We start from the raw sequence: 22,928 nt of genomic DNA, 5'->3' as shown, positions 1-22,928 counted from the left end.
GCCTTCTTCGATCGCCATGCAAGAACCTCCTCGGGTCTTCGAGATCGGGGTGGAATGGCAGCGACCTTGAGGGTGCACATCGTGGGATGCGAGCGCAGTGGCACGACGCTCCTTCTCGAGATGATGACGGCGGGTTTTCGGTTCGCCGCGCGTTGCGATCGGGAGCAGTCGCTGTTCGAGGAGCCACCCACGGGAGCGGCCTCGTTCCTCAGCAAGAAGCCGCTCGACATCCTCCGGTTGGAGACCGCGTTTCGACACGACCCGAACCTGTTCGTGCTGTACGCGGTGCGCGATCCGCGGTCCGTGATCACGAGTCGGCACGCCGGTCGTCCGGATCGTTACCTGAGCGACTTTGAGAACTGGAAGGCGTGTGAGGCGGCGGCGGCGCGCCTCGGGTCGCACGAGCGCTTCTTGCGAGTCCGCTACGAGCAACTGGTCGAGGAGCCGGACGCCCTCCAGGCGCAGATCGGCGAGCGCTTCGCCTTCTTGGAACGAACGGGGACCTTTTCGACGTTTCACCGGACCGCGGCGCCGACGAACACGGGGAAACTCGCGCTCGGGGGCGTGCGCCCGGTGGAGACGGGGCGGATCGCGGGCTGGCGGGCCGACCTTCCGCGGGTGAAGGCCGAGGTCCTCCGGCACCGGGACCTCCCCGCGGTTCTGATCGATCGGGGCTATGAACCGGATGAGACATGGCTCGGTTCGCTCGACGAAGTAGAGCCGAGCCCCGGCCCGCGAAGATCGGGAACGCCTACCTGGCTGCGGAGGATCGATCGTTTGCTGCGGTACCGCTGGAAAACCCGGCGATACCTGGCGCGGCTTCGTTCCTAGGAGCCTGAGTCATCTCAAGGCTTCGCTCCTAGTTGCGCGGCGCAGTCCGGCGCGGCAGGGTTCGTGTCGTGTCGGCCAAGGAGCACGTTCTCGGAATCGACGAAGGCACCACGGGTGTCCGGGCGGCGGTGGTTCACGCCGACGGGACGGTGGCCGGTCGCGCCTACGTCGAGGTGGGGCAGGCGTTTCCTCATCCGGGTTGGGTCGAGCACGACCCCTCGGAAATCTGGCAACGGACGCAGGACGTGGTGGCCCAGGCCTTGGCGGCGGCGGGACTCGCGGCCGGTGATCTGACCGCCGTCGGTGTCACGAATCAGAGAGGGTCGGGCGCGTTGTTCGACGCGTCGGGCAGGCCGCACGGCCCGGTGATCGGCTGGCAGGATCAGCGCACCACGGACCGCTGCGGGGAGCTTCTTGGAGAAGGCGTGTTCGTCATTCCGATGGCGGCCGCGTCGAAGTACGAGTGGCTCGTACAGAACTACGGCGGGGATACTCCGCGCGAACAGCTCCGGGTCGGCACGTTGGATTCGTGGCTGGCCTTCTGTCTCTCGGGGGGCGGCGTGCACGCGACCGACCACTCGAACCTGTCCGTCAGTGGCCTGTACGATTTCATGACCGGTGAATGGGACGAGCGAGCGGTCGAGGCGCTCGGCCTCGATGCGAGGTGGCTTCCGCAGCGCGTGCAGAGCAGCCAGATCCTTGGGGAGACCTCGGTCGCCGCGTTCGGAGCGGCGGTGCCGATCGCGTCGCTGGCGGGCGATCAGCACGCTTCGATGTACGCGCTCGCGTGCCACCGGCCGGGCGACATCAAGCTCACGCTGGGAACGTCGGGCATGCTCGATCGGCACGCGGGAACGGAGCTCGGTACCTCGCCCGAAGGTGCCTACCCCCTGGTCCTCTGGGCGCTCGACGACGTTCGGTCATTTTGCTTCGAGAGCGCCGTCATCACAGCCGGCGCGACCGCGCAGTGGCTGCGCGACGGCGTCGGGGTCATCGACGACCTGGCGTCGCTCGAGCCGCTGGCTCGTTCGGTGGATTCGAGTGACGGCGTTTGGATGGTCCCCTCACTTCAGGGGTTGGGCTCGCCCTATTTGGACACGGGGACGCGTGGCCTCATCGGTGGGGTCTCCCGCGGAACGACGCGAGCCCACCTGGCTCGCGCCGCGCTGGAAGGAATCGCCTGGCGTTGCGCGGAGGCCTTCGTCGGCCTTGCCGGAGATTCTCCCCCGGACACGCTGCGCGTCGACGGTGGCGCCGCGGTGAACGGTCTACTGCTGGAGCTGCTCGCCGATGCGACCGGTGTCGTCGTCGAGAGCCCGAAGGCGCTCGACTCCGCGGTGCTCGGATCCGCGTATCTCGCCGGTCGGGCGACGGGACTGTGGAGCGACGACGACGTCGTCGGTGGCTGGGCGTCGGGGCGAACCTATGAGCCCAAGAGCAGCGCGGACGAACGCGCCTCGCGCCGGGAGTCGTGGGGCAAGCGCGTGGCGCTGGTGCTCGAGGCCGGCTCGTGAAGCCGTCCTCCGGGGCCCTGGTCATTCTCGATTGCGACGGCGTTCTCTTCGATTCCTTCGAGGCGAACGTCGCTTTCTACAACGCGGTGTTGGGGCGTCTGGGCGAGCCGCCGCTCGACGATGACGGCCGCGAACACGCGCATCGCATGGCGACTCCTCAGGTCATGAAGTGGCTGTTCGGCGACGACCCGGCGAAGCTCGCCCGCGCGATGGAGGCCGCCTACGCCACCGAGTACGCGCCGTTTCTAGCGCAGCTCGAGCCGGTGCCGGAGCTCTTCGAGACGCTTCGCTGGCTTCGCGATCATTACCGAACGGCAATGGCGACGAATCGCGGCGCGACGATTCCGGAACTCGTGGCGCACTTTGAGCTGGCGCCGCTGTTCGAGATGGTCGTCGGCATTCGCGACGTGAAGCACCCGAAGCCCGCGCCCGACATGCTGTTCCACTGCCTCGAAGGGCTCGGCGTGGAATCGGTCGACGCGGTCTACGTCGGGGATTCCCCGAGCGATCTCGCTGCCGCGCAAGCCGCGAGCATCCGCTTCATCGGGGTCGGCGGCTCCGTCGAACACGATACCCGGATCGAGGAACTCCGCGCCCTTCCCGAACTTCTGCGCTCTCTCTAGCCGTTGAACGCGCGCGCGATGTCGCGCCACCGCTCGGGCGGATCGGTCTTCGCCGGCGGGAGGTAGAAGCACAGGTGGTCGAGCAGTCCATCGTATCGGCTCTTCACGAGGTCGGCGATGTCGTCCCACCGCCCCGTCACGGAGAACACGTCGAGCATGTCGTCGGTGACGAGTTCGGCCATCCCGCCCCAATCGCCGGCGCGGGCCTTCTCGCTGAGCCGCGGTCCGACGTCGCCCCAGCCGTGGGTCTCGAGGATCGGTCGGTACTGGGGCGTGGAGGCGTAGAAGGAAATCTGTTGGCGGACCATCTGGCGCAGGGGCTTCCGCTCTTCGTGGCTGTCGCCCGCGATCACGAAGACGGAGCTCGTGAGCTTGCAGTGGGCTGCGGACCGCCCCCCCTTCGCGGCGCCATCGGCGATCTTAGGCTGAACGAATTCCGTGATGTACTTGACGGAGTTGAGCGGGTGCACGTGGAATCCGTCGCACATCTCACCGGCGAGCCGGCACATGTAGTCGTTCACTCCCGCGATGTAGATCGGGATGTTCGGGTGTTCGATCGGCTGCGGCTGGAAGAACGGGGTCATGAGGGTGAAGCGGTAGAACTTCCCTTCGAAGCTCGGCTTCGTCCCGTTCTGAAAGCAGTCCCAAGCCGCGCGGATCATCTCGATCATCTCGCGCAGACGGGGCCCCGGTGATTCCCACTTGATGCCGAAGCGCCGCTCGTTGTGCCCTCTGACCTGCGTTCCGAGGCCGAGAATGAACCGGCCGTTCGACGCGGCCTGGAGATCCCATGCCGTCATCGCGTGGATAAGCGGACTGCGGGGGAAGGCGACCGCGATCGCCGTCCCGAGCTTGATCCGCTCGGTGTGCTCGGCGGCGAGGAGGAGTGGCAAGTACGGGTCGTGACTCGTCTCGGCCGACCAGAGGGCGTCGAATCCCGTCTCTTCGGCGACGCGTGCGGTGGCGGGGATGTCTTTCAGCGAAGCGACAAGTCCGGCATCGAGCTTCATGTTCGTGTTTCTAGCGCAGGTCGCACTGGAGAAGAAGTCACGCTAGACGAGACTCGTGCCCGCTCCGTTCGAGGCCGAGATCCGGGATTTCGGCAGGCGTCTTCGGTCGCGCGTTCAGCATCTGCGCGGCAACGGGGCGGAGGCGACGATGCTGTGGGCGTGGACGGTCCCGGGGTGGTCTACGAAGGATGAGCTCCGGGCGCTCTACCGCGCGGCTGCTGCGGCGGGAAGCCCGGGCGACGTCGCGGAGGTCGGTTCCTGGAAGGGGCGCTCGACGATCGTGCTGGCACGGGCGCTGCGCGACGCGAATGTGATCGACGCAAAGGTCTGGGCGATCGACCACCACGTGGGCAGCGACGAAGAGGAGCACCGCGAGATCCTCGCGAAGGAAGGTACGACGCTCGAGGCGTTTCGGGCGAATGTTGCCGCGGCCGGCGTGGGTGACCGGGTCGAGCCGATTGTGATGTCCTCTCTGGAAGGAGCGGCGGAACTCGCGAGGCGCGGCGTCGTCTTGCGACTCGTCTTCATCGACGGGGCGCACGACGAGGAGTCGGTCCGCGCAGACCTCCGGGCGTTCCTGCCCCTCGTTCGGGCGGGAGGTCTCATCGCGATGCACGACTGCCAGGCCGAGAACGCGGACTTCCCCGGCGTGTGGCTGGCGTATCGCTCGGAACTCCAAGGTCGGGTCGATGTCGTCGAGCACACGGATGCGCTTTTGGTCGTTCGCGTTCGGTAGTCGGATCGCGTTCGTTTGAACTTCCCGGAGCGGGTACCCTGGGGCCATGCCGTCGAAGATGGCGCTGGGTGAGTTCCTGGCGGAGTATCTCCGTCGCGCGGGAGTCTCGCAGATTTTCGGGATTCCGGGAGATCTCGCATGCGACGGGTTAGGCATGGCCCCGATCTTCTCTCCGGGCTCGAAGAGGCCGAAAAGAGCGACCGCTTCTCCCTCATCGAGGTGATGATTGGTCGGACGGATCTCTCCCCGCTCTCCCGGAAGTACATTGGGGCCTCCAGCCGCAGGTAGTCCAATCCCGCACTTGGCTAGGCGGCCCCGTCCCCTTAGACTGGAGGGATTCGCGCTCGTCCGACCACCGGCAGCGCCATGGCAGACGGCAGGGGCCCAATGAGCGAGAAATCGATCGGAAGAGAGCTGCTCGACGACATCCTTCTCGGAGCCGTCTTGTGGGGCGGTGGAGCGGCTATCTTTGGCGTCGTCGAGGCGATGACCAATACGGCGACGGGATTGTATCTCCCGCTCGGTATATGGCTGTTCGCGATCGGCTTCTACGCCGTTCTCGGCTTCCTCGCGGGACTCGGCGGTGGCTTTGTCGCGTTCCTCTGGCGACGCATCCCGTTCCTGCCGCGAATTGCGGTGGGGCCGTTCCTCGGCGCGGTCTTCCTCGGTGGACTCTTCTTCGTGTTCATCGGACTACCGCTGAACGATCGGGCTCTTCCTGATCTGATCTCGGTGAAGGGACTCGTCGGGAACAGCATCTTCGCGCTCATCGTGGGCGGGCTCACCCTGCTGCTCTACTTTGCTCTCCACACGCGCCGTGGTCCCGGTTGGATCGCAACGTTCCTGAACCTCACGATCTGGCTCAGCGTTCTTCTCGCGGTCGGCGATCACCTAGATGTGTTCGTGTACCCAATCGGCCTGTCGGTCTCCGGCATCTGGCCGTTCCTGGTTCTGTTCGGGGTGTGCGTCGGGCTCTACTTCCTGGCGTTCTGGGCTCTGAAGGCGCTCGTGATCGGCACGCAGAACCTGGTGGCCCCGGCGTCGGTGCTCGTCGTGATGGTGCTTGTGGCGGGGGCTCTCGTCCTGCGTCTGCACGCAGGCGGCACGAGCGCCGTCGGCGACGCACCGACCGGCAAGCCGAACGTCCTGTGGTTGGTCATGGATACGACCCGCGCGGATCACATCACGAGCTACGGGTACGACCGCCCGACGTCGCCGGTGCTGGACGCGGTGGCCGCGGACGGTGCTCTGTTCGAGGAAGTGCACGCGGAGTCGTCCTGGACGATCCCGGGTCACTTCGTGATGGTGACGGGCCGGTTCGACGCGGCGCAGGAGAAATTCCTGGGCGCCGACTTCACGACGGCGGCCGAAGTGTTTCGCGAGAACGGCTACGAGACCGGAGCGGTGCTCGGCAACATGTCGATCGGCCGCGGCTCGGGTTTCGAGCAAGGCTTCGACGAGACCGTCGACGGCCCGGTGCGCATCTTCTACCTCTCCGTCTTCGAGAAGATCCCTGCGATCAAGATATTGATGGCCACGGGCGTCGCTCCCGGCGACAGCATCCTACGTCTCTTTCACCGCAAGACGTTTCTGCAGAACGAGGCCGTTCGAGCCGAGCGCATCAACGCCGACGCACTCGATTGGCTGGACGGGAGAGACCCCGATCGCCCGTTCTTCCTATTTATCAACTACATGGATCCGCACGACGCATACGATCCGCCCGAAGAGTACCGCGCGAAGTTCGCTTCGGACGCGGATCCGGAGTTGGGCTTCGTTCGCTACCACCGAGACCACGGCGGCACGATCAGCAGCAATGCGTTTGTGCGTGACGTGGCGCCGGAGTTCGATCAGGCGAAGTGGGACGAGATGCTCGATCTCTACGATGCCGAGATCGCGTATCTCGACGCGGAGATCGGAAAGCTCCTCGCCGATCTCGAAGCGCGCGGGCTCAGTGACGACACGATCGTGATCATCACGTCGGATCACGGCGAGCTGTTCGGCGAGCATGGCCTTGCGAATCACTTCAAGGCGCTCACCCGAGAAGAGACCCACGTGCCTCTCATCATGCGTTGGCCGGGTAAGGTCGACGGCGGCAAGCGCATCAAGACACCGGCGCAGCTGCGGGACATCCTTCCCACGGTCCTCGAGCTCGCGGAGATTCCCGGCGGCCCGGAGATGGACGGCCAGTCGCTCGTCGCTGTTCTCGACGGCACTGAGACCGAAATCCGTGGCGGCGAGACGGTCGGCTTTCTCTACCGACCCGTCGACAAGGAATACGACTTCACGGCCCCGGGACATCTGCTGAGCATGCGCGACAAGGACTCGCTCTACGTCTGGTCGTCGACTGGGATGAACGGCTTCTTCGATCTCGATCAGGATCCCACTGAAGGCCACAATTCGCACGGATCCAATCCGGACGAGGCAGCCGCCGCGCGACGCTTCGGGCAGTGGCGCAGTGGAGCCGGGTTCGACGACTTCGGCGAGAAGCAAAAGAAGGTCGACCGCTTGATGAAGGACAAGCTGAAAGCGCTGGGATACGTCAACTGAGGACAGCGGCTAGTGCACTAGTTGTTCTTGCCGCCGTACCCGTAGACCGATTGTTTCGAAGCATCGCGCCATTGCAGCATGGCCGTGATGCTCGAATCCAGCAGCGCTCCCTGTGTCATGTACAGGTACATACCGGCGGCGCCGAAAAATATTCCGTAGACCAGGGTTTTCAAGATCCGTTTTTGCCAGCGCGTCATGGACGCTCTGCACTCCTGGAGATCGTATCGGCAGTGCCCGCTTCGGACTTGATGGGTATCGACGCAGGCAGTGCCTATGTAGGGTGCGCGGGAGGAGCCTGACCCAAGATGGCTCACGACGACCTGCCGACGGTCCATCTTGGGCCGGGTTCCTAGCTCTTCTTCCGGTTGCGATAGACCGCGGCGTCGATGCCGTACTCCGAGAGCTTCCCCTGAAGGTGCTGGCGGTACATGCCCATCTCTTCGGCCGCTTTCGAGATGTTGCCGTTGTGGCGATCGAGCGCTTCCTCGATGAACTGACGCTCGAAGCCCTCGACGACCCGCTGCTTTGCTTCCTTGAACGTCGCGCTCTGGGGATTATCTCCACCGCCGCCGAGAGCCACTGCGGCGACCGTGGTGTCGGAGGTCATGGCGCCCGGAAGGTCCGCGAGTTCGATCTCTTCACCCGCGCCCAGAACCACCGCCTGCTCGATCGCATGCTCGAGCTCTCGCACGTTGCCCTTCCACTCGTGAGCGAGGAGTGCCCGCATTGCGGTCGGCGACACATTCTTCTTCGGTCGGCGGAGCCGGTCTGCCGCCTTCTCGACGAGGTGCGTGATGAGCAGTGGCATGTCTCCGGGCCGATCCTTCAAGGCCGGTAGGAGGATCGGCACGACGTTCAGGCGGTAGAACAGGTCCTCGCGGAACGTGCCCTGCTTGGTCTTGGCTTCGAGGTCCTGGTTCGTGGCTGCGATGATCCGCACGTCGACTTTGATGGTCTTGTTGCCACCGACGCGTTCGAGTTCCTTTTCCTGAAGAACGCGGAGGATCTTCGCTTGCGTCTCGAGCGCCATGTCCCCGATCTCGTCGAGGAACAGCGTGCCGCCGTCCGAGATCTCGAACTTCCCCTCCTTGGTGGCGGTCGCACCCGTGAAGGAGCCCTTCTCGTGACCGAAGAGCTCGCTTTCGACGAGCTCACGCGAGAACGCTGCACAGTTTACTTTCACGAGCGCCTTGCCGCGCCGCGGGCTGTTGTAGTGGATCGCGTTGGCGACCAACTCCTTGCCCGTTCCACTGGGGCCACGGACGAGCACCGTCAGATCACTGTCCGCGACGCGCCGGATCACGTCGAAGACGCGCTGCATGCTCGGGCTCTTCCCGATCAGGTTCTCGAATCGGTACGTGCTTTCGACTTGCTCGCGCAGAAGGCGGTTCTCGCGCTTGTTTGCCATCGTCTCGAGGACGCGAGCGACCTTGAGCTCGAGCTCGTCGTTGTCAAAAGGCTTCGGTACGTAGTCGGACGCGCCGAGCTTCATCGCCTCCACGGCTGTCTTCTCCGATCCGTAGGCCGTGATCATGATGGCCGCGGTTTCCGGCGAGTGCTGCCTGACCCACTCGAGCAGGTCCATTCCCGACATCTTGCCCATGCTAAGGTCGGTGATGATGAGGTGAAAGACGCTCTGTTCGAGCTTTTCGACCGCGGCTTCGGCGGACGGAGCGGTGTCGACCTCGTACCCGTGTGCGCGGAGGAGTCGCGAGATGGCGAGGCAGATGGCGCGTTCGTCATCGACGACCAGGATTGATGCTTTCATGGCTTTTCCTCGGAGTGCTGGCGAGTGGTAGATCTATGTCGGATAGGCTTCCAGACCTATTGACCGAACTGGCGGCAATGCGGCTGCCGTGGCTTTGATCGCACGCTGGACGATGGCACGGCCCAGGCCGGTCCCGGTAGCCTTTCGTGAGAAGAAGGGTTCGAACAAATGTGGGAGATCCTCGGCGTCGATGCCGGGTCCGGCGACGGTGAGGCGAGCCTCCTCTCCCATGCGGTTCAGGTCGACACGGATCTCGCGACGACCGTCCGCCGCGCGGAGGGCGTCTCGTGCGCTCTCGATCAGGTTCACCAGAACTTGGCGGACCTTGCCGCCGTCGATCTGACTGCGGAGACCGTCGTTCGCCTCGACCATGATTTCGGTCCCCGACTTTGCGAGAGCGGGTTTGAGATCCCCGACCGTGTCGTGGACGCGGTCTCGTAGATTCGCGGCCTCGAAGTGGAACTCTTTCTTTCGAGAGAATCGCAGTCGCGCGGCGCCCCGGTTCTCGAAGCGCTCGAGTTCGGTGAGGATGAGCGCGTGTTCTTCGCCGAACCGACCGTCGTCCTCCCCTGCGAGCCTGTTCGGTTTCATCAGAAGTTGGGCCAGCTAGGGGTTTGAAATAAGAGGCACTCCGGGCCCAAAGGGACGAAGGATCCAATGGGTAAGAAAGAGAGCGCGAAGAAGGTGGTTCGCGCTCGAGGAGTTGGACCGGATCGGTTGGCTCGTCGGCGACCTCCTCGCGTTCGCGCGCCGGGACGATGGGTTCCAGAAGATCGAATTCGATTTGACGGACGCCTGCCGCGACGCGCTCGGGCAGGTGGGGCCTCTTTGCGAAGCGGGCAGCGTCCACGTGGAGACGGACCTCGAGAACGTCGTGCTCTCGGCCGACCGCGATCGTGTCGCACGGGCCCACGGCGGTGAACTCTCGCTCGTTGCGACCGGAGAACCGGGCACGCGTTTGGGGCTGACGCTCCCCGCCCTCTGAAGCTCAGGAGTGGGGGCGCCGGCCGCGCCGGTTATGGGGGGCCGAAGCGGCCGGCGCACCCCGTTTTCATGGATGTCGTCGGGTGTATGGTGCCGTGGACCGACGAAGCCCCATTTCCTAAGGTTGATGGCTGCCGACGTCGGTCGTGTGTGTTCTTCGCAACGACGGTGCCATGAGGGTGCACGGGAAACTGCAGATAAATCTCCTCGTGCAAACGTGTGTTTGTCACGGGCGGGCGACGGCGTGTCCCCCGGCCGTGACGTTTGAACGTTGGTACCGCCGTTTCAGGCGGTGCGAAGCCTCTGTGTAGAGACTTGCGGCGCGTGCGCGTCGGTGGCTTCGGCATTGGGCCGACCCAACCGGACGTGCGTGCGCCGGCGCGCCAGGCGGCGCAGGGCGCGTCTTTGCCGGGCGAGCTGGTTTGACAGTGAAAGTTTCATCTCCTCCACTTTGGGCCCATTTCGCTATCTGGCAAGGTGAATTTAATTGCGGTTTGTGACGTTCGTGGAACGAACCCCGGGCCGACAGGCATTTCGCATGGCACGTTCGACGCGACAAGGGCGCGTGGTCTGCATGGGAGCGACGATTGGACTGCTGCACCCCGGTGAATGGGGTCTTCGGTGGGCGCGCGACGTCGCCGCTCTCGGCTTCCGAGGGCTCTAGCTCGACGCGAATGCGGTGAGTCCCGCGACGGCCCGGGAGGTCGCAGACATCGTGTCGGGTGGCGGCGCAGCTTACGTCGACGGGGGTATCGCCGGGTGGTCTGCCCGCGCCGCGGGGCTCGAGCCGCGCAAGCCCGCGACACGCCGCCACTGGAACCGCATCTCCGAGCGCGGTCGAAGCGGCGCTGGCCGATCCGGGAAGTCGCCTCGGGAGCTGGCGTGGCAGATGACGGACCGGACGGGCCAATTCATCTCTGAATCCCGCGTGTATCGCATTCTGAAGGCGCACGACCTGATCACGAGTCCGGCTACGTCTTGATCCGCGCCGCCGATCGCTTCCAAACGAGCTTTGGCAGACGGGCTTCACGTACCTGCGACACCTCGTTCACGATCGCTTCCGAAAACTCTTGAGAACATTGGCGGAGGAGGGATGGAGTCGAACCATCCGACCCCTCAATGAGGGGTCCTGCGGTTTTGAAGACCGTGCGGGACACCGGCCCCGATCCTCCTCCATGTAGTTTTTCAGTGCTTTAGAGGCTAGCTCTCTGATCTCGCACCGACATCGTTACCGGTCTTGTTACCGGTTTGGCTAGCCTGATCGTTGCCGGCGACGAGCTCCTTCCCGAGCCCTCGGCCGCGGTGTCCGTCCTCCACGTAGACGTCCTCCAGGTAATCGTGGACGCGGTGGACGTTGATCCGGTCCGGCTGGTCGTCAGCTCCTATGCGATCGACCATCTGACCGACGACGAGACGTAGGCTCTCTTCGCACAGGTTGCGGCGCGCCTGAACCCCGGCGGCTGTGTCAGCTTCGGTGACTTGAAGTTCGAGTCGCCGAGCGAGCGAATCCTCGCCGGCTGCCTTGAGAAGATGCACCGCGTGCGCCTTCCCGATGGAGTCGAAGAAGAGTTTTTCTGGGACGTGCAGCACTTGCGGCGGAAACTACGCGCGCTTGGTTTCGACTTGAAGACCAAGCGTTTCTCCGAGTTGCCGTGGGGAATGAGCGGCCGTCTCCGATAGTCCTGTGCGTTAGCGCATCTGCGCGGTATTGGACTCGACTTTCCATTCGTGCGGTTTGGTAAGGGCGATGGGTAGCTTCGAAGAACTTCTCGAGAGCGCAGGGTTCCTAAGGGACGATGCCGCGGTCGGAACGATCCTCGAATCGGATCGGCCCGCGCCCGAAGACGTCGATAAGCTCTACGATGAAGTGGCCGAAGCAGCGGACGTCGATTCGGACTCGTTGCTCCTCGAGTTCGCGGCGGTTGCAGGCAAGCAAGGCACGCGCGCGAAGATCAACGTGGCGGTCTGGTACGACGGCGATCTCACCTCGAAGGAACGTCGCCGCATCGCCACGGTGCTCCGGAAGCGGTTCGGTGTCGCCGAGTCGAAGCCACGCCACGCTGCGCGCAAGAAGAAGCTGACGCGCGCCACGGGCTGAAGCGAATCGCTTCGCAGGCCTGAAGCGTTCCGCTTCGTGGCCCCTCCCCTCCGCGTTCCCACCCACGTCGCACCTGCGGTTTTCGTCGCTGCCCCGGCGGCACGCCTCTCGCATTGTAGTCGCTCCCTCGTCTTCGGGGTCGCCCCGACGGCGCCATCGAAAGGAGTGTGGAATGCGGAAGGTAGTAGTGTTGTTGTGTGTGCTCGGCGCGATTTGCGCGTTGGTACAGAGCGAAGCCCGGGCGCAGACGACGCTCGAGGCGGGAGATCTCGCGTTCACGGGGTATAAGTCGACGGGCGCGGACGCGGTTTCGTTCGTGCTCCTTCGCGCGGTGACGGCGGGCACCTTCGTTACGTTCACCGATCGGGGCTGGCTCGCGGGAGGGGGCTTTCGGTCGGGCGAAGGCGCGTTCGAGCTGACGTTCGATGCGGACTACCCGTGCGGAAGTGAGTTCGTCGCGGTCCAGTCGCCCCTCGAAGTGCTCGACGCGGTGGGAGAATCGGCCGGGACGACGATTGGTGGGGGGCTGCAATTCTCCACCTCCGGCGACCAGGTATTCGCACATCAGGGAGGCGTCCTCGTGGCGGGGCTTCAGATGAACGGAGGTTGGGATGCGGATACGACGAGCACGAACACGTCTGCGCACCCGGCGGAACTCGTGGACGGACTGCACGCATTCGCGATCGCGCCGGAGACGAACAACGCGCGCTATGATTGCGGCGTAGTCGTTGCGGAGTCGACGGTGTTCGGCGCCGCGATCCACGACCTGGCGCGCTGGGAGACGAACGACGCGGCTGCGTTCGACCTAAGCCTCGGGTGTGGCTTCACCTGCACGACGACGTGCACCGAACCCGAGGTGCCGACGGTCGCGGGAGGCACCACGATTCTTGGCGGGGAGAGCACGACGCTGTCCATCGGCGGGGCGGCGTTGGGCGATGCGACGGCGTGGCAGTGGTACGTCGATGGCTGCGGTTTCGCGAGCGTAGGTAGCGGCCCTTCAGTGACCCTGATGCCTGTTGTCACCACCGAGATCTTCGTCCGCGGCGAAGGTGGGTGTGCGGATCCGGGCACGTGCGCGAGCCTCACCGTGACGGTGGAGTCGCCGCCGCCTGCGCCGCAGAGGAAGGCTCAACAGAAGTGCCTGAACACGATGCTGGGTCAGCTGGGGGTCGCCGCGGGGGTACAGGGCAAAGAGGTCTTGAAGTGCGCCAAGGAGTACTCGAAGGGCAAGAATGGTTCGGCGCAAACCTGTGTCACCGCCGATGCTAAGGGGAAGATGGCGAAGGCTCGGTCCAAGGTGACGGACTTGCAGGCCAAGAAATGTACTGAGCTACCGGACTTTGGTCCGTCGGACGGGATGCTCGTCGCGGATGCGGCTGTTGGCGCGGGAACCGGCTTCTTCGTGGATCTGTTCGGCGTCGCCTTCGATGGAACGATCCTTCCAAACGACCAGTCCGCGGCGCGCAAGTGTCAGCAGTCGGTCGCTAGTTCGGCACGAAAGTGTCTCGACGCCCGGCTGAAGGAGTTCGCTCGGTGCGCAAAGGAGGGTCTGAAGCACGGCTCAATCACGAGCCCGGTAGAACTCGCGGCGTGCATCGGTGCGGATGCGAAGGGCAAGATCGCTGCGGCGTGTGATCTCGGAGTTGCCGGCGACAAGAAAGTCGACCTTCTGCGCCGCAGCCTCGGCAAGCTCTGCGTTGCGGCGGACGTGCTGCCGTCCGAAGTGCTGCCGGTCTGTGCCGGCGCCACGACGGTGGAGGACGCACACGGCTGCCTGACCCCGCGGATCGCGTGCCGGGCCTGCCGGGCTGCGGACGCGGCGGGCAGCCTGGGCGTGGCGTGTGACGACCTCGATGACGGTCTGCCGAACGGCAGTTGTCCGGTCTGAGGGACGGCGGCCGGGTCCGAATGGGCCCGGCCGTAGCTTTCTCGACTCGAACATCCTCGTCTACACGGATGACCGGACCGCGAAGAAAAAGCGGGCGGCGGGACAGAGCGGCTGCAAGCGGCTCCTCTCCGAGGATATGCAGGACGGGCGCTGCATTGGTGAGGTCGAGATCCGCAACCCGTTCAGCGGCCTCTAATCGTCCGGCCCGATCCGCCCGATGTTATCTAGGATGGGAGACACGGCACCATTAGGGCCTCGGTTTGACTACCGCCGGGCCGTGTTCCACGATCCCGCGGGGGAACGGGGCTGGGTGGGGTGTGACACGCAGGGCGTTCCGCAGTTGCTTGCGAGGACCGAGGCGTGACCACCAAGAAGAAGAAGCCGAAGAAGGAGTCGTTGCTGCGAATCGTCGGGCACCGGCTGTCCGACCTCCAGGTGCTCTACTACCCAATCGTGCGAGTCCTCGCGCGCCTCTGGTGCCTTTGTATGCACCATCTCGTGCGTTCCGAACGGCGTGGCCCGCTGTTTGAGTACATCAAGCAAGAACGACCGTGCATCATCGCCTACTGGCATCAGGACTCGATGCCGCTGCTCTTCGAGTTGATTCGCTACACACGTGGCTACCCGTGCTCGGCGATGCTGAGCCGCGGTCGGATCGGTGACTTCTCTGCCAACCTTCTCGCTCCCTGGCACTTCCGTTTCGCACGGGGTTCGAACTCGGGCGGCAGTAAGCAGGCGCTCCTTCAACTCACGCAAGATGCGCGCGACGAAGGTCGAGCGTTGTTCTGCACGGTCGATGGATCCCAGGGGCCGGCGCGTCAGGCGCGATGGGGTGCGGTTTACCTCGCTCGCGACACGGGCTTGCCGATCGTCCTCGCGCGCGCGTGGGGCACGAACCTCACCGTGTTCGAGAAGGCCTGGATGAAGCTCGGCTTCCCGTGGCCGTGGGGCCGCGCGGTCTTCCTCAGCGAGGGGCCGATTCGCGTGCCGGCCAACGCCAGTGAAGACGAGCTCGAAGCGATCCGCGCCGACCTCGAAGTGCGATTGAATCAGCTCGCGGACGCCTCAGTCGCGTATGTCGCGGAGGGGGCCGCTGCGGCAGAGCCGTATGGGCCCGAAGTTCTGGGAATGGAAGAAGCCGAGAGTCGGCGCGTCGACGCGGCGAGCGCCCCCCCGATCGGGGCCGTCGCGTGCGAGACGTTCCCGCCCCCGCGCTCGGCGTGACGCCGGTCAGCCCCGCGAGCGCAGGCGAAAGAGCTCGAGTTCGAGAGGGCCCGCGGCGGTCTTGGCGACCGGGTCCAGGGAGAACTTCCGGCGGACTTGGTCGAAGGCAGTTCGGAGACGCGGGTTCATGAGCTGGGCGGAGTTCACGTAGAAAAAGCTCGACATGCCGTCGACGGAGATCTCGTCCGCGTGGTTCACGGCAACGATCTCGATCCCGTCTCTTAGGAACGGCTCCGTGGACGCGGGGAGCATGTAGCAGCGGACGGGCCTTGGGGCGGATCGGAGCTCCGTCTCGAGGAACTCGAACTCGGCTCGCTCGATGGGCCGGTTGTAGGCGGAGCCGATGAATCCGGCCGGGTCGTATGCGGCGTATTCTCCGGAGGCGCCGAGGAGAACGGCACCGGCAAGGATGAGAATCGCCACCGATACGGCCGGGGCGGTGCGCGCCGTGATCTTCCGCAGCGTCGAATCGATCAGGCTCACCCAGGAGACGATGCCGCTTGCGAGAAAGAACACGATCGCCGGTAGCAGCGGAACGTTGAACCGGAACATGTCGTGCCCACTCGCTCGTGCGGCGAAGTACGGAGGGTGCGTGCTCTCGTGGTGGTAGCCGAGGTTCGCGCCGTGCACGACGTAGATCGCAGAGTACGTGAAGAGAAGGACGAGCCAGGTCACGCACGCAGTCCGGCTGGTACGCCAGGACCCCACCACGCCGCCCGCGAGAAGCAGAAACGGAAGCTTGCCGACGGAGAGGCCCCCGCCGATCCAGAATTTGAGGTTGTTCGCCAGCAGTGCGACGGCGCTCAGTTCGCTCTTCCACCACCCGGCTTGATCCCCGTGGAAGAGGAGTACGCTCGGCAGGTAGAGCCCCGCCGTGAGCACGACGAGGCCGAGCATGGAGAACTCATAGAGTGTGGGGCGTCGCTGGTCTTCCAGACCGACAAGTGCGAGTCCGCCGAAAATCGGGACCAGCGCGAAGTTCTCGATCCGTGTCGTGAGCGCTCCGAACAGACAGACGGCGAACGAGAGCAGGGAGAGGGTTCCGTTTGTGCGAAGCCACCGAGCGAACGTGCCGACGCTCGCGACGAGGAAGAGCAGAGACATGACCTCGAGCGAACTGGCGCCTGAGTGCTTCACGTGAAGTGGATGTACCGCGAGGAGCGCCGCGGCGAGCACGGCAACGGTCCGGTCGACCCGGAGGCTTCGAAGACATCCGTAAAGCGCGGCGACGGTGAGACTGCCCGCGATACTGGTGATCGCAGACGTCGTCTGCGCGGATGCCGAGAAGCCGCGAAAGGCGAGCGCGTACAGGTAGATCAGAAGTGGTGGTTGGTTCTCGAAGGAGAACGTCCCCGATTCCCCGAGCTCGTGCGCGTAGCGCAGATACAGATACTCGTCGTTGTAGGTGTAGTGCGTCCAGGGCGGCAGGAGAGCACGAACCAGTAGCGCTCCGACGAAGAGCAACCCCGCGATGAGAAGTCCACGGTCCGAGCCCCTCTCGGTGCGGAGCGACGAGGCCTGCCCGATGATACATCCGACGCCGACGAGCAGAACCGCGCTCATCAACCACCAGGTGCCGACTTCGGTGATGGATTGCGAAGCGGTCGCGATCGACTGCGCTAGGCCGAGAAGGCCTCCGTCACTCGATGCGGTCCTCGCGTCGGTCATCGGAATCGTCGCTCAGCCGAGGTGGCCGCTCAAAACCTGCCCGACATAGATGAAGAAGGCTCCACTGATCGCGTAGGCGGTGAGCCAGCGCGAGCCGCCGGCTTCATGCGCGGCCGGGAGAAGACTCGTCGCGCCGAGATACAAGAACACGCCTGCGAACCATCCGAGCAGCAAGAAGCGCACACCGGAAGAGATTTCGAGCATCGGACCGACGAGCACGCCGGCGAGTGGCGCCAAGGCGGCGAACGTCAGCATTCCGATCGTCGCGCGGTGGCTCTGCTGGGTTCCCTGCATGACCCCGGTGACACTCACGCCATCAGCGAACTTGTGCAGCGTGATGCCGAGCGCGAGCGACCAACCCAAGCCGGACGTCGCATCGAAGGCCTCGCCGATGGCCACGCCGTCGATGAAGCTATGCACCGCGAGCCCGGCCGCGGCCCAGAGTCCCGTGGGGTGCCCATGGTGGTGATGAAGGACGTCGGGGTGGGACGCCTCGCGATGGGGGAGGTTCTCGAGGACGTAAAACACGAAGAAGCCGACGACTGTGGAGATCAGCAGCGAGTGCGGGTCGTGCCCTGCTCCCGCGGCCAACTCCAGCGCCTCGGGAATGAGCGCCAGCAGGGCCGTTCCGATCAGCGCACCCGCGCAGAACGCGTAGACCGCCCCGCGGTGCACCTGGGTGCGGAGTGCGATCAGTCCACCGCCGAAAGTGATCGCGCCGGCGAGCCCGGTCACGAGGAGCCCCTGCATGGTCTGGCCTGAAGAAGGGCGCTCTAGCCCGCGTGTGCCGCGATGACGTCGGCCGGGGCCTGGACCAGCTCGATCAGGACGCCTTCGCCTCCGATCGGGGACTGTTCATTTCCCTTGGGGTGGATGAAACAGACGTCGTGGCCGGCGGCGCCCTTCCGAATGCCGCCCGGGGTGAACCGAACCCCCTCGCCTTCGAGCCACGCCACGGCATTGGCGAGATCGTCCACCCAGAGTCCGATGTGATTCAGGGCGGGATCGTGGACCTTGGGGCGCTTTTCGGGATCGATCGGCTGCATGAGGTCGACCTCGACCTGGTGCACGCCGGTTCCCGTCACCGCGATGTCCTCGTCGACGTTTTCCTTTTCACTGCGGAAATTGCCGTGGAGGTCCAGGCCGAGCATGTCGATCCACAGCCGACGAAGATTGTTCTTGTCAGTGCTGCCGACGGCGATTTGTTGGAGTCCGAGAATCGAGAAGGGTCGTTCCGACATCCGCTTACTGTCGCGAACGCCCCATTTGCGCGCAAGCGGCCCCTCTCAGGGCCGCATTCCTACGCGCTACAGCATCGTCCGGGGACGGCGGCAGAGAGACACCCACCCCACACCCCACAAACCCGTTTTTGCCACGCAGCTGCAGCAAGCCCTCTGCGCGCCGTCCGGACGACATCCCGAGTTGTCCCCCCACCGCATCCTCCTCAACCTCCTCGGGAGTGCATGTACGACTCTGCAACTCTGGTGCCACGGCGGGTTCGAAATTGCGCGCTGTCTAGCCCCCCATGGCGCATAGCCATTCGAGAATCCGGCGAGATATCGCCGCATTGTGCTAAACCACCGCCATGGCGCGATCTCCCCATCCAGAGCCGTGGGTCACGCGCCAGCGCTTTCAGAAGATCGTCGCAGAGGCTCTGGATACGATTCCGCTAGCGCTTGCCAAACATCTGGAGAACGTCGCGGTCTTCGTGGAAGACGAGCCCGACGAGGAGACCTTGCTCGATCTCGGTCTCGACCCGGAGCTCGACTCCCTCTATGGCCTCTATCACGGGACGCCTCTGGGCGAGCGGGACGGCCTGCATGCGGCCTTGCCCGACCGGATTGTGATCTACTACTTTCCCTTGTCTGAGGATTTCACGGACGACTATCACCTTTGCCGTGAGATTCGACGCACTGTCGTGCATGAGGTCGGCCACTTCTTCGGCTTCGATGACGATCGTCTGGGAGAGATGGGCTACTGAGCTTCTCGATCGAGACTAGAGAGAACGACCTGACCGAACTCGGGCGAGCTCCCCTGGAGCTGCTGGTGATCGGTGGCGGAATCACCGGTGCGGGGATCGCTCGCGATGCGGCGATGCGTGGATTGCGGGTGGGGCTCGTGGAGCGCGGCGACTTCGCGTCGGGCACGTCGAGCCGGTCCTCCAAGCTGATTCACGGCGGCCTCCGGTACCTCGCGCAGGGGGATATTTCCCTCGTGATCGAAGCCGCCCGCGAGCGTCGCTGCCTGACGGAGATCGCACCCCACCTGGCCCTCAGCGCACGGATGGTCGTGCCGGTGCACGGTCGCACGGCGGCAGGTCTCGTGAAGCTTCGTGCAGGGATGTGGAGCTTCGAGAAGATGGCGAAGATCGAGGCCGAAGATCGTCACGAGATTTGGAAGCGCGACGAGCTGCTCTCGCACATCGGCGGGCTTGAGCCGGACCGCCTCCAAGGCGCGGCTGTCTACACTGAGTACATCACCGACGACGCCCGGCTCACGCTCGAGACGCTCAAATCCGCCAAACGCCACGGCGCACTCGTTGCGAACTACGCACCCGCGGTGAACATCGAAGAGATCAGCAGCGCGATGTCCGGGAACGGTGGGAGTTCCTCGTCGAACGGGCTTCGGGTTCGCGTGCGAGACGAGCTTTCGGGCAAGGAAGCATCGATCGAAGCTTCGGTCGTGGTGAACGCGGCGGGGCCGTGGGTGGATGAGGTGCGAAATCTCGGCGGTGACTGCACCGCGCGCATCCAGCTGACGAAGGGCATTCATCTGGTGATCCCCCGCGAGCGCCTGCCGGTGGACGACATTGTCGTGATGTACGCAGAGGATCGCCGCATGGCGTTCGTCGTTCCCCACGGCGACATCGTCTGGATCGGGACGACGGACACGTTTTATCCGAAGCCGGAGGAGCGGCCGGCGATCACGCGGGAGGATGTAGACTACCTACTCCACGCGACGAACACGACGTGGCCGGAAGCGCGTATTTGCGACGACGACATCCGGGGGGCGTGGGCGGGCGTTCGACCGCTCGTGGCGCAGGCGGGGAAGTCGCCGTCGGAGATCTCTCGTCGCGACGAGATCCTCATCGAGCCCAACGGTCTGCTCTCCATTGGCGGCGGAAAGCTCACGACGTACCGCCAGATGGGCGAGCGTGTAGTCGACCAGGTGATCGAGCGAATCGGCCGCTCGGCGGAAGCCTGCCGAACCGCGCAGGTTCCGCTCGTCGAAGACGGGAACGCAGCCGCGATGGCTCGCTCGACCGTCGACGTCGGCGACATCGATGCGGCGATCGAAGACGAGTGTGCTCTGACGGTCACCGATGTCCTCGAGCGCCGCGTTCGCGCGAATCTTTTCGCGAAGGACAACGGTCTCGGGGACGTGGAAAGTGTGGCGGAGATCGTTGGCAAACGCGCCGGCTGGAACGACGAGCGTCGGGAGAGCGAGGTCGCATCCTATCGGGCGCGCATCGCAGACGACGTCGCATGGCGAGAGGGATCCAAATGAAGACGATCGAACTGCTCGAGAACGCACTGCCGTCCGGCCGCGTTGTGCGTGATGAAGAAACGCGACGCGGACACGCGCACGATTACTGGGCCCTCGAGGCGATTCACGATGTCGCCGGAAACCCGACGGAGCCACCTCCGGCAGTCGTCTTCCCGGAGTCGACCGCAGAAGTCTCCAGGATCCTCGAGATCGCCGATGACGAACGCACGGCCATCGTGCCCTACGGACTCGGGTCGGGCGTATGCGGCGCGGTCCGGCCGGGGGGCGATGCTCTGGTCGTCGACCTCTCGCGCATGAACGGCCTCGTGAATCTGAACGCGGTTGCGTGCACGGCGAAGGTTCAGGCCGGCTTGAACGGCGCCGAGTGCGAGCGGCTTTTCGGTGAACAGGGATTCACGCTGGGTCATTTCCCCCAGTCGATCGGTGTATCGACGGTCGGTGGTTGGATCGCGACGCGCGCCTCGGGCCAGCTCTCGACGCGCTACGGCAACATCGAGGACTTGGTCCTCGCACTCGAGGTGGTGCTTCCGGGTGGACGGGTCATCAACACGTTTCCGGCGCCTCGCGCGGCGACGGGGCCGGACATTCGCGAGATCATTCTCGGTTCCGAAGGCACGCTGGGCATCGTCACCGAGATCGACTTCAAACTCTCGCCGAAGCCGGCGGTGAAGGCGGGTTTCGCGGCCCGGCTGAAATCCTGGAACGACGGGTTGGGTATCACTCGCGAGCTTCTGCAGGCCGGGTGGCGTCCCGCAGTACTGCGCCTCTACGACGGCATTGAGGCGCAGCGGAACTTTGGGGAGTGGTTCCCCGAGCGCGAGCCCCTCCTGCTCGTGATGAGCGAGGGAACCGAAGCGATGCGCGCTGCGCTCGATCTCGAGCTCGACGCGGCGCTTACTGCGTGCACGAGCCGAGGGGGCGAGGTTCTCGGTGACGCGCCTCTCCAGCATTGGCTCGGTAATCGCAATCACGTCCCTTCATGGGACGAGCTTCTGGGGAATGGTCTCGTCGTCGACACGATCGAGGTCTCGGCGACCTGGGATCGAATCGAAGAGCTGCACGGCAAGGTGACGGCGGCGATCGAAGCCGTTCCGGGTGTCCTCGTGGCGAGCGGCCACACGTCGCACGGCTACACCACGGGAGTGAACATCTACTTCACGTTCGTCGGGTCATCCAAGGAAGAGAAAGACCAGGAGCGGCTGTACACCGATGCTTGGGGAGCCGCGATGGAAGCGACGATCGCGTGCGGCGGCAGTATCGCGCATCACCACGGCATCGGCCGCATCCGTCGTGATTTTCTGCCGCGCGAACTCGGCGACACGGGAATCGAGGTTCTCCGAAGTGTGAAGAAAGCCCTCGATCCCAACGGGATCATGAATCCCGGGGTGCTGCTCTAGGGCGCGTTACTTCGCGGCGATCTCCGCGAACGGCACGACCTTCGCCTGTGGCGTCTCGATCTCGCCGCTCGGCAGCATAAAGCGCCAGAAGACCATGCTGAACCCGCGTCCCTCGGTGTCGATCCAGTTCGAGACGCCGGGATCCTGGTGCGCGATGATCATCCGAAAGCTGCCGTCGTCTTCTAACTTCGTCTGCTTGCGGTTCAGTGAAACGCCGCGGTTGGCGTAGTCGAACGTCTGCATGTGGCGGTTCCACAGGGAGATGTTGGCGCAGCGACAGTCCGGCCACCGACCCGTCATCACCAGCGCCTCGTCCGGCTGCAGCATGCACATGCTCATCGAATAGGCCGCGTCCGCTGCGGCGAGCGCGAACTGGCCTGGTTTGATCGGCTGCACGAATTCGTTGGGTGTGCTGGACACGAAGGGGGGTTGATCGCGGGTGCCGGGAACCCCCATGCCGAGCGTGCGCGAGTGGAGCAGGTTGCGGACTTTGTCGAGCCCGGCCGCAACGGACTCATCGTTGTACGGAGCCGGCGGGCCGACTTTGTCCAGCACCTCGATCGCGAGTTCCACGCCGGGGATGGTGCTCGCCGCGCGGCACTCCTCTTCTTCGAAGTAGTGCCGCGTGGTGAGTCGATGGCCTTCGGGTGCAATCGGAAGCCAGTTGCGGTCGCGCTTCTCACCGCCGAAGTAGATCTCGAATGAACCGTCCGCGGCGGTATCGAACTCCGTGTCGTTGATGACGCCGCACGTTTGTCCGCCGAACGTACCGTCGCTGCTGCCGCCCTCGATCGTGAGAGAAACGTAGACCGCACCGGAGATGTTGCCGCGCACGCGGTACCGAAGCCCGGGACGAATCGGGGCCTCGTAATAGACCGCATCGGCGTTGTCGCCCATGAACTTCCGAGTGGGCGTGACGATGCGCCGGAAGCTTGGGTGCTCCGGATCTTCTTCGAACCACCCGACGAGTCCGCACTGCAGAAGATGCATCGCGGCGCGGGTTGCTTCGGCGACGTCTTCGGCCGACCCCATCATCCATTCTTCGCTGAGGAAGCGCTGATCGATCTCGGTCAGGGAATCGATCAGTCCGTGGAGGGCGGTGCGGCTTTTACTTTCGATCATTGAATCTGGGC

The 22,928-nt window shown here is 64.7% G+C and carries 23 protein-coding genes, 1 tRNA gene and 1 pseudogene; 15 read left to right on the top strand and 10 right to left on the bottom strand.

Annotated features, from left to right (window positions below; translation table 11 throughout):
* The first annotated feature begins 54 nt into the window (after nt 1-54).
* From P8R42_25975 to P8R42_25965, 3 genes are all read left to right on the top strand, one after another.
* Entirely contained in the window at nt 55-831 is a 777-nt protein-coding gene (locus P8R42_25975) for a sulfotransferase (protein ID MDG2308041.1), read from the top strand.
* A 68-nt stretch (nt 832-899) separates the two neighbouring features.
* Nucleotides 900-2,345 (top strand): FGGY family carbohydrate kinase, encoded by a 1,446-nt coding sequence (locus P8R42_25970; protein ID MDG2308040.1) that lies wholly within the window; start codon nt 900-902, stop codon nt 2,343-2,345.
* A complete protein-coding gene (locus P8R42_25965) occupies nt 2,342-2,968 on the top strand; it encodes an HAD family hydrolase (GenBank protein MDG2308039.1) in 627 nt (208 codons plus the stop codon). The genes P8R42_25970 and P8R42_25965 overlap by 4 nt, the downstream gene beginning before the upstream one ends.
* Here P8R42_25965 and P8R42_25960 read toward each other — a convergent pair.
* Complete coding sequence (locus P8R42_25960; protein ID MDG2308038.1) at nt 2,965-3,978, bottom strand: TIGR03617 family F420-dependent LLM class oxidoreductase; 1,014 nt, start codon at nt 3,976-3,978, stop codon at nt 2,965-2,967. The genes P8R42_25965 and P8R42_25960 overlap by 4 nt on opposite strands.
* Before the next feature lie 55 nt (nt 3,979-4,033).
* Between P8R42_25960 and P8R42_25955 the strand changes: the two genes are divergently transcribed.
* From P8R42_25955 to P8R42_25945, 3 genes are all read left to right on the top strand, one after another.
* The gene (locus P8R42_25955; GenBank protein ID MDG2308037.1) at nt 4,034-4,714 is read left to right on the top strand and encodes a class I SAM-dependent methyltransferase; all 681 of its coding nucleotides are present in this window, start codon (nt 4,034-4,036) and stop codon (nt 4,712-4,714) included.
* 138 nt (nt 4,715-4,852) lie between these two features.
* Nucleotides 4,853-5,002: a hypothetical protein gene (locus P8R42_25950; GenBank protein MDG2308036.1), complete on the top strand. Its 150-nt coding sequence runs from the start codon at nt 4,853-4,855 to the stop codon at nt 5,000-5,002.
* Nucleotides 5,003-5,101: 99 nt separating this feature from the next.
* Entirely contained in the window at nt 5,102-7,261 is a 2,160-nt protein-coding gene (locus P8R42_25945; protein MDG2308035.1) for a sulfatase, read from the top strand.
* A 17-nt stretch (nt 7,262-7,278) separates the two neighbouring features.
* On the opposite strand, the gene P8R42_25940 is transcribed toward P8R42_25945, so the two are convergent.
* From P8R42_25940 to P8R42_25930, 3 genes are all read right to left on the bottom strand, one after another.
* A complete protein-coding gene (locus tag P8R42_25940; GenBank protein MDG2308034.1) occupies nt 7,279-7,458 on the bottom strand; it encodes a hypothetical protein in 180 nt (59 codons plus the stop codon).
* Nucleotides 7,459-7,610: 152 nt separating this feature from the next.
* Nucleotides 7,611-9,029 carry a sigma-54 dependent transcriptional regulator gene (locus P8R42_25935; GenBank protein ID MDG2308033.1) on the bottom strand — a complete coding sequence of 473 codons (1,419 nt, stop codon included), beginning with the start codon at nt 9,027-9,029 and terminating at the stop codon, nt 7,611-7,613.
* 33 nt (nt 9,030-9,062) lie between these two features.
* Nucleotides 9,063-9,620, bottom strand: a complete 558-nt coding sequence (locus tag P8R42_25930; protein MDG2308032.1) for a HAMP domain-containing sensor histidine kinase — start codon at nt 9,618-9,620, stop codon at nt 9,063-9,065.
* A 112-nt stretch (nt 9,621-9,732) separates the two neighbouring features.
* Here P8R42_25930 and P8R42_25925 point away from each other — a divergent pair, with 112 nt between their 5' ends.
* The 3 genes and pseudogenes from P8R42_25925 (at nt 9,733) to P8R42_25915 (ending at nt 11,053) form a co-directional block, all read left to right on the top strand.
* The gene (locus P8R42_25925; GenBank protein ID MDG2308031.1) at nt 9,733-10,014 is read left to right on the top strand and encodes a hypothetical protein; all 282 of its coding nucleotides are present in this window, start codon (nt 9,733-9,735) and stop codon (nt 10,012-10,014) included.
* Between the two features lie 537 nt (nt 10,015-10,551).
* Nucleotides 10,552-10,677 (top strand): hypothetical protein, encoded by a 126-nt coding sequence (locus tag P8R42_25920; protein MDG2308030.1) that lies wholly within the window; start codon nt 10,552-10,554, stop codon nt 10,675-10,677.
* A gap of 201 nt (nt 10,678-10,878) precedes the next feature.
* Nucleotides 10,879-11,053, top strand: a pseudogene (locus P8R42_25915) (IS3 family transposase).
* 40 nt (nt 11,054-11,093) lie between these two features.
* Here P8R42_25915 and P8R42_25910 read toward each other — a convergent pair.
* Nucleotides 11,094-11,188, bottom strand: a tRNA-Sec gene (locus P8R42_25910).
* Nucleotides 11,189-11,213: 25 nt separating this feature from the next.
* Nucleotides 11,214-11,603 carry a hypothetical protein gene (locus P8R42_25905; protein MDG2308029.1) on the bottom strand — a complete coding sequence of 130 codons (390 nt, stop codon included), beginning with the start codon at nt 11,601-11,603 and terminating at the stop codon, nt 11,214-11,216.
* 157 nt (nt 11,604-11,760) lie between these two features.
* On the opposite strand from P8R42_25905, the gene P8R42_25900 reads away from it, so the two are divergent.
* The 3 genes from P8R42_25900 (at nt 11,761) to P8R42_25890 (ending at nt 15,223) form a co-directional block, all read left to right on the top strand.
* Nucleotides 11,761-12,111, top strand: coding sequence for a hypothetical protein (locus P8R42_25900; protein MDG2308028.1), 351 nt, complete (start codon nt 11,761-11,763; stop codon nt 12,109-12,111).
* Between the two features lie 172 nt (nt 12,112-12,283).
* Complete coding sequence (locus tag P8R42_25895; protein MDG2308027.1) at nt 12,284-13,999, top strand: hypothetical protein; 1,716 nt, start codon at nt 12,284-12,286, stop codon at nt 13,997-13,999.
* A gap of 360 nt (nt 14,000-14,359) precedes the next feature.
* On the top strand, nt 14,360-15,223 hold the full coding sequence (locus tag P8R42_25890; protein ID MDG2308026.1) for a DUF374 domain-containing protein: 864 nt from the start codon (nt 14,360-14,362) through the stop codon (nt 15,221-15,223).
* Nucleotides 15,224-15,229: 6 nt separating this feature from the next.
* On the opposite strand, the gene P8R42_25885 is transcribed toward P8R42_25890, so the two are convergent.
* The 3 genes from P8R42_25885 to P8R42_25875 are packed head-to-tail and all read right to left on the bottom strand — an operon-like array spanning nt 15,230 to nt 18,132.
* Nucleotides 15,230-16,891 carry a glycosyltransferase family 39 protein gene (locus P8R42_25885; protein ID MDG2308025.1) on the bottom strand — a complete coding sequence of 554 codons (1,662 nt, stop codon included), beginning with the start codon at nt 16,889-16,891 and terminating at the stop codon, nt 15,230-15,232.
* A gap of 12 nt (nt 16,892-16,903) precedes the next feature.
* The gene (locus tag P8R42_25880; GenBank protein ID MDG2308024.1) at nt 16,904-17,641 is read right to left on the bottom strand and encodes a ZIP family metal transporter; all 738 of its coding nucleotides are present in this window, start codon (nt 17,639-17,641) and stop codon (nt 16,904-16,906) included.
* Between the two features lie 23 nt (nt 17,642-17,664).
* Nucleotides 17,665-18,132 carry a VOC family protein gene (locus P8R42_25875; GenBank protein MDG2308023.1) on the bottom strand — a complete coding sequence of 156 codons (468 nt, stop codon included), beginning with the start codon at nt 18,130-18,132 and terminating at the stop codon, nt 17,665-17,667.
* A gap of 344 nt (nt 18,133-18,476) precedes the next feature.
* Between P8R42_25875 and P8R42_25870 the strand changes: the two genes are divergently transcribed.
* The 3 genes from P8R42_25870 (at nt 18,477) to P8R42_25860 (ending at nt 21,795) form a co-directional block, all read left to right on the top strand.
* The gene (locus P8R42_25870) at nt 18,477-18,872 is read left to right on the top strand and encodes a metallopeptidase family protein (GenBank protein MDG2308022.1); all 396 of its coding nucleotides are present in this window, start codon (nt 18,477-18,479) and stop codon (nt 18,870-18,872) included.
* Between the two features lie 65 nt (nt 18,873-18,937).
* Nucleotides 18,938-20,398 (top strand): glycerol-3-phosphate dehydrogenase/oxidase, encoded by a 1,461-nt coding sequence (locus P8R42_25865; GenBank protein ID MDG2308021.1) that lies wholly within the window; start codon nt 18,938-18,940, stop codon nt 20,396-20,398.
* Nucleotides 20,395-21,795 carry an FAD-binding oxidoreductase gene (locus P8R42_25860; protein ID MDG2308020.1) on the top strand — a complete coding sequence of 467 codons (1,401 nt, stop codon included), beginning with the start codon at nt 20,395-20,397 and terminating at the stop codon, nt 21,793-21,795. The genes P8R42_25865 and P8R42_25860 overlap by 4 nt, the downstream gene beginning before the upstream one ends.
* Nucleotides 21,796-21,801: 6 nt before the next feature.
* Here P8R42_25860 and P8R42_25855 read toward each other — a convergent pair whose 3' ends face one another.
* Complete coding sequence (locus P8R42_25855) at nt 21,802-22,917, bottom strand: DUF1214 domain-containing protein (GenBank protein MDG2308019.1); 1,116 nt, start codon at nt 22,915-22,917, stop codon at nt 21,802-21,804.
* Nucleotides 22,918-22,928 lie beyond the last annotated feature (11 nt).

The sequence above is a fragment of the Candidatus Binatia bacterium genome (assembly GCA_029243485.1).
Classification (GTDB): Bacteria; Desulfobacterota; Binatia; order UBA12015; family UBA12015; genus VGTG01.
This window is presented reverse-complemented; position numbering and strand designations above follow the sequence as displayed.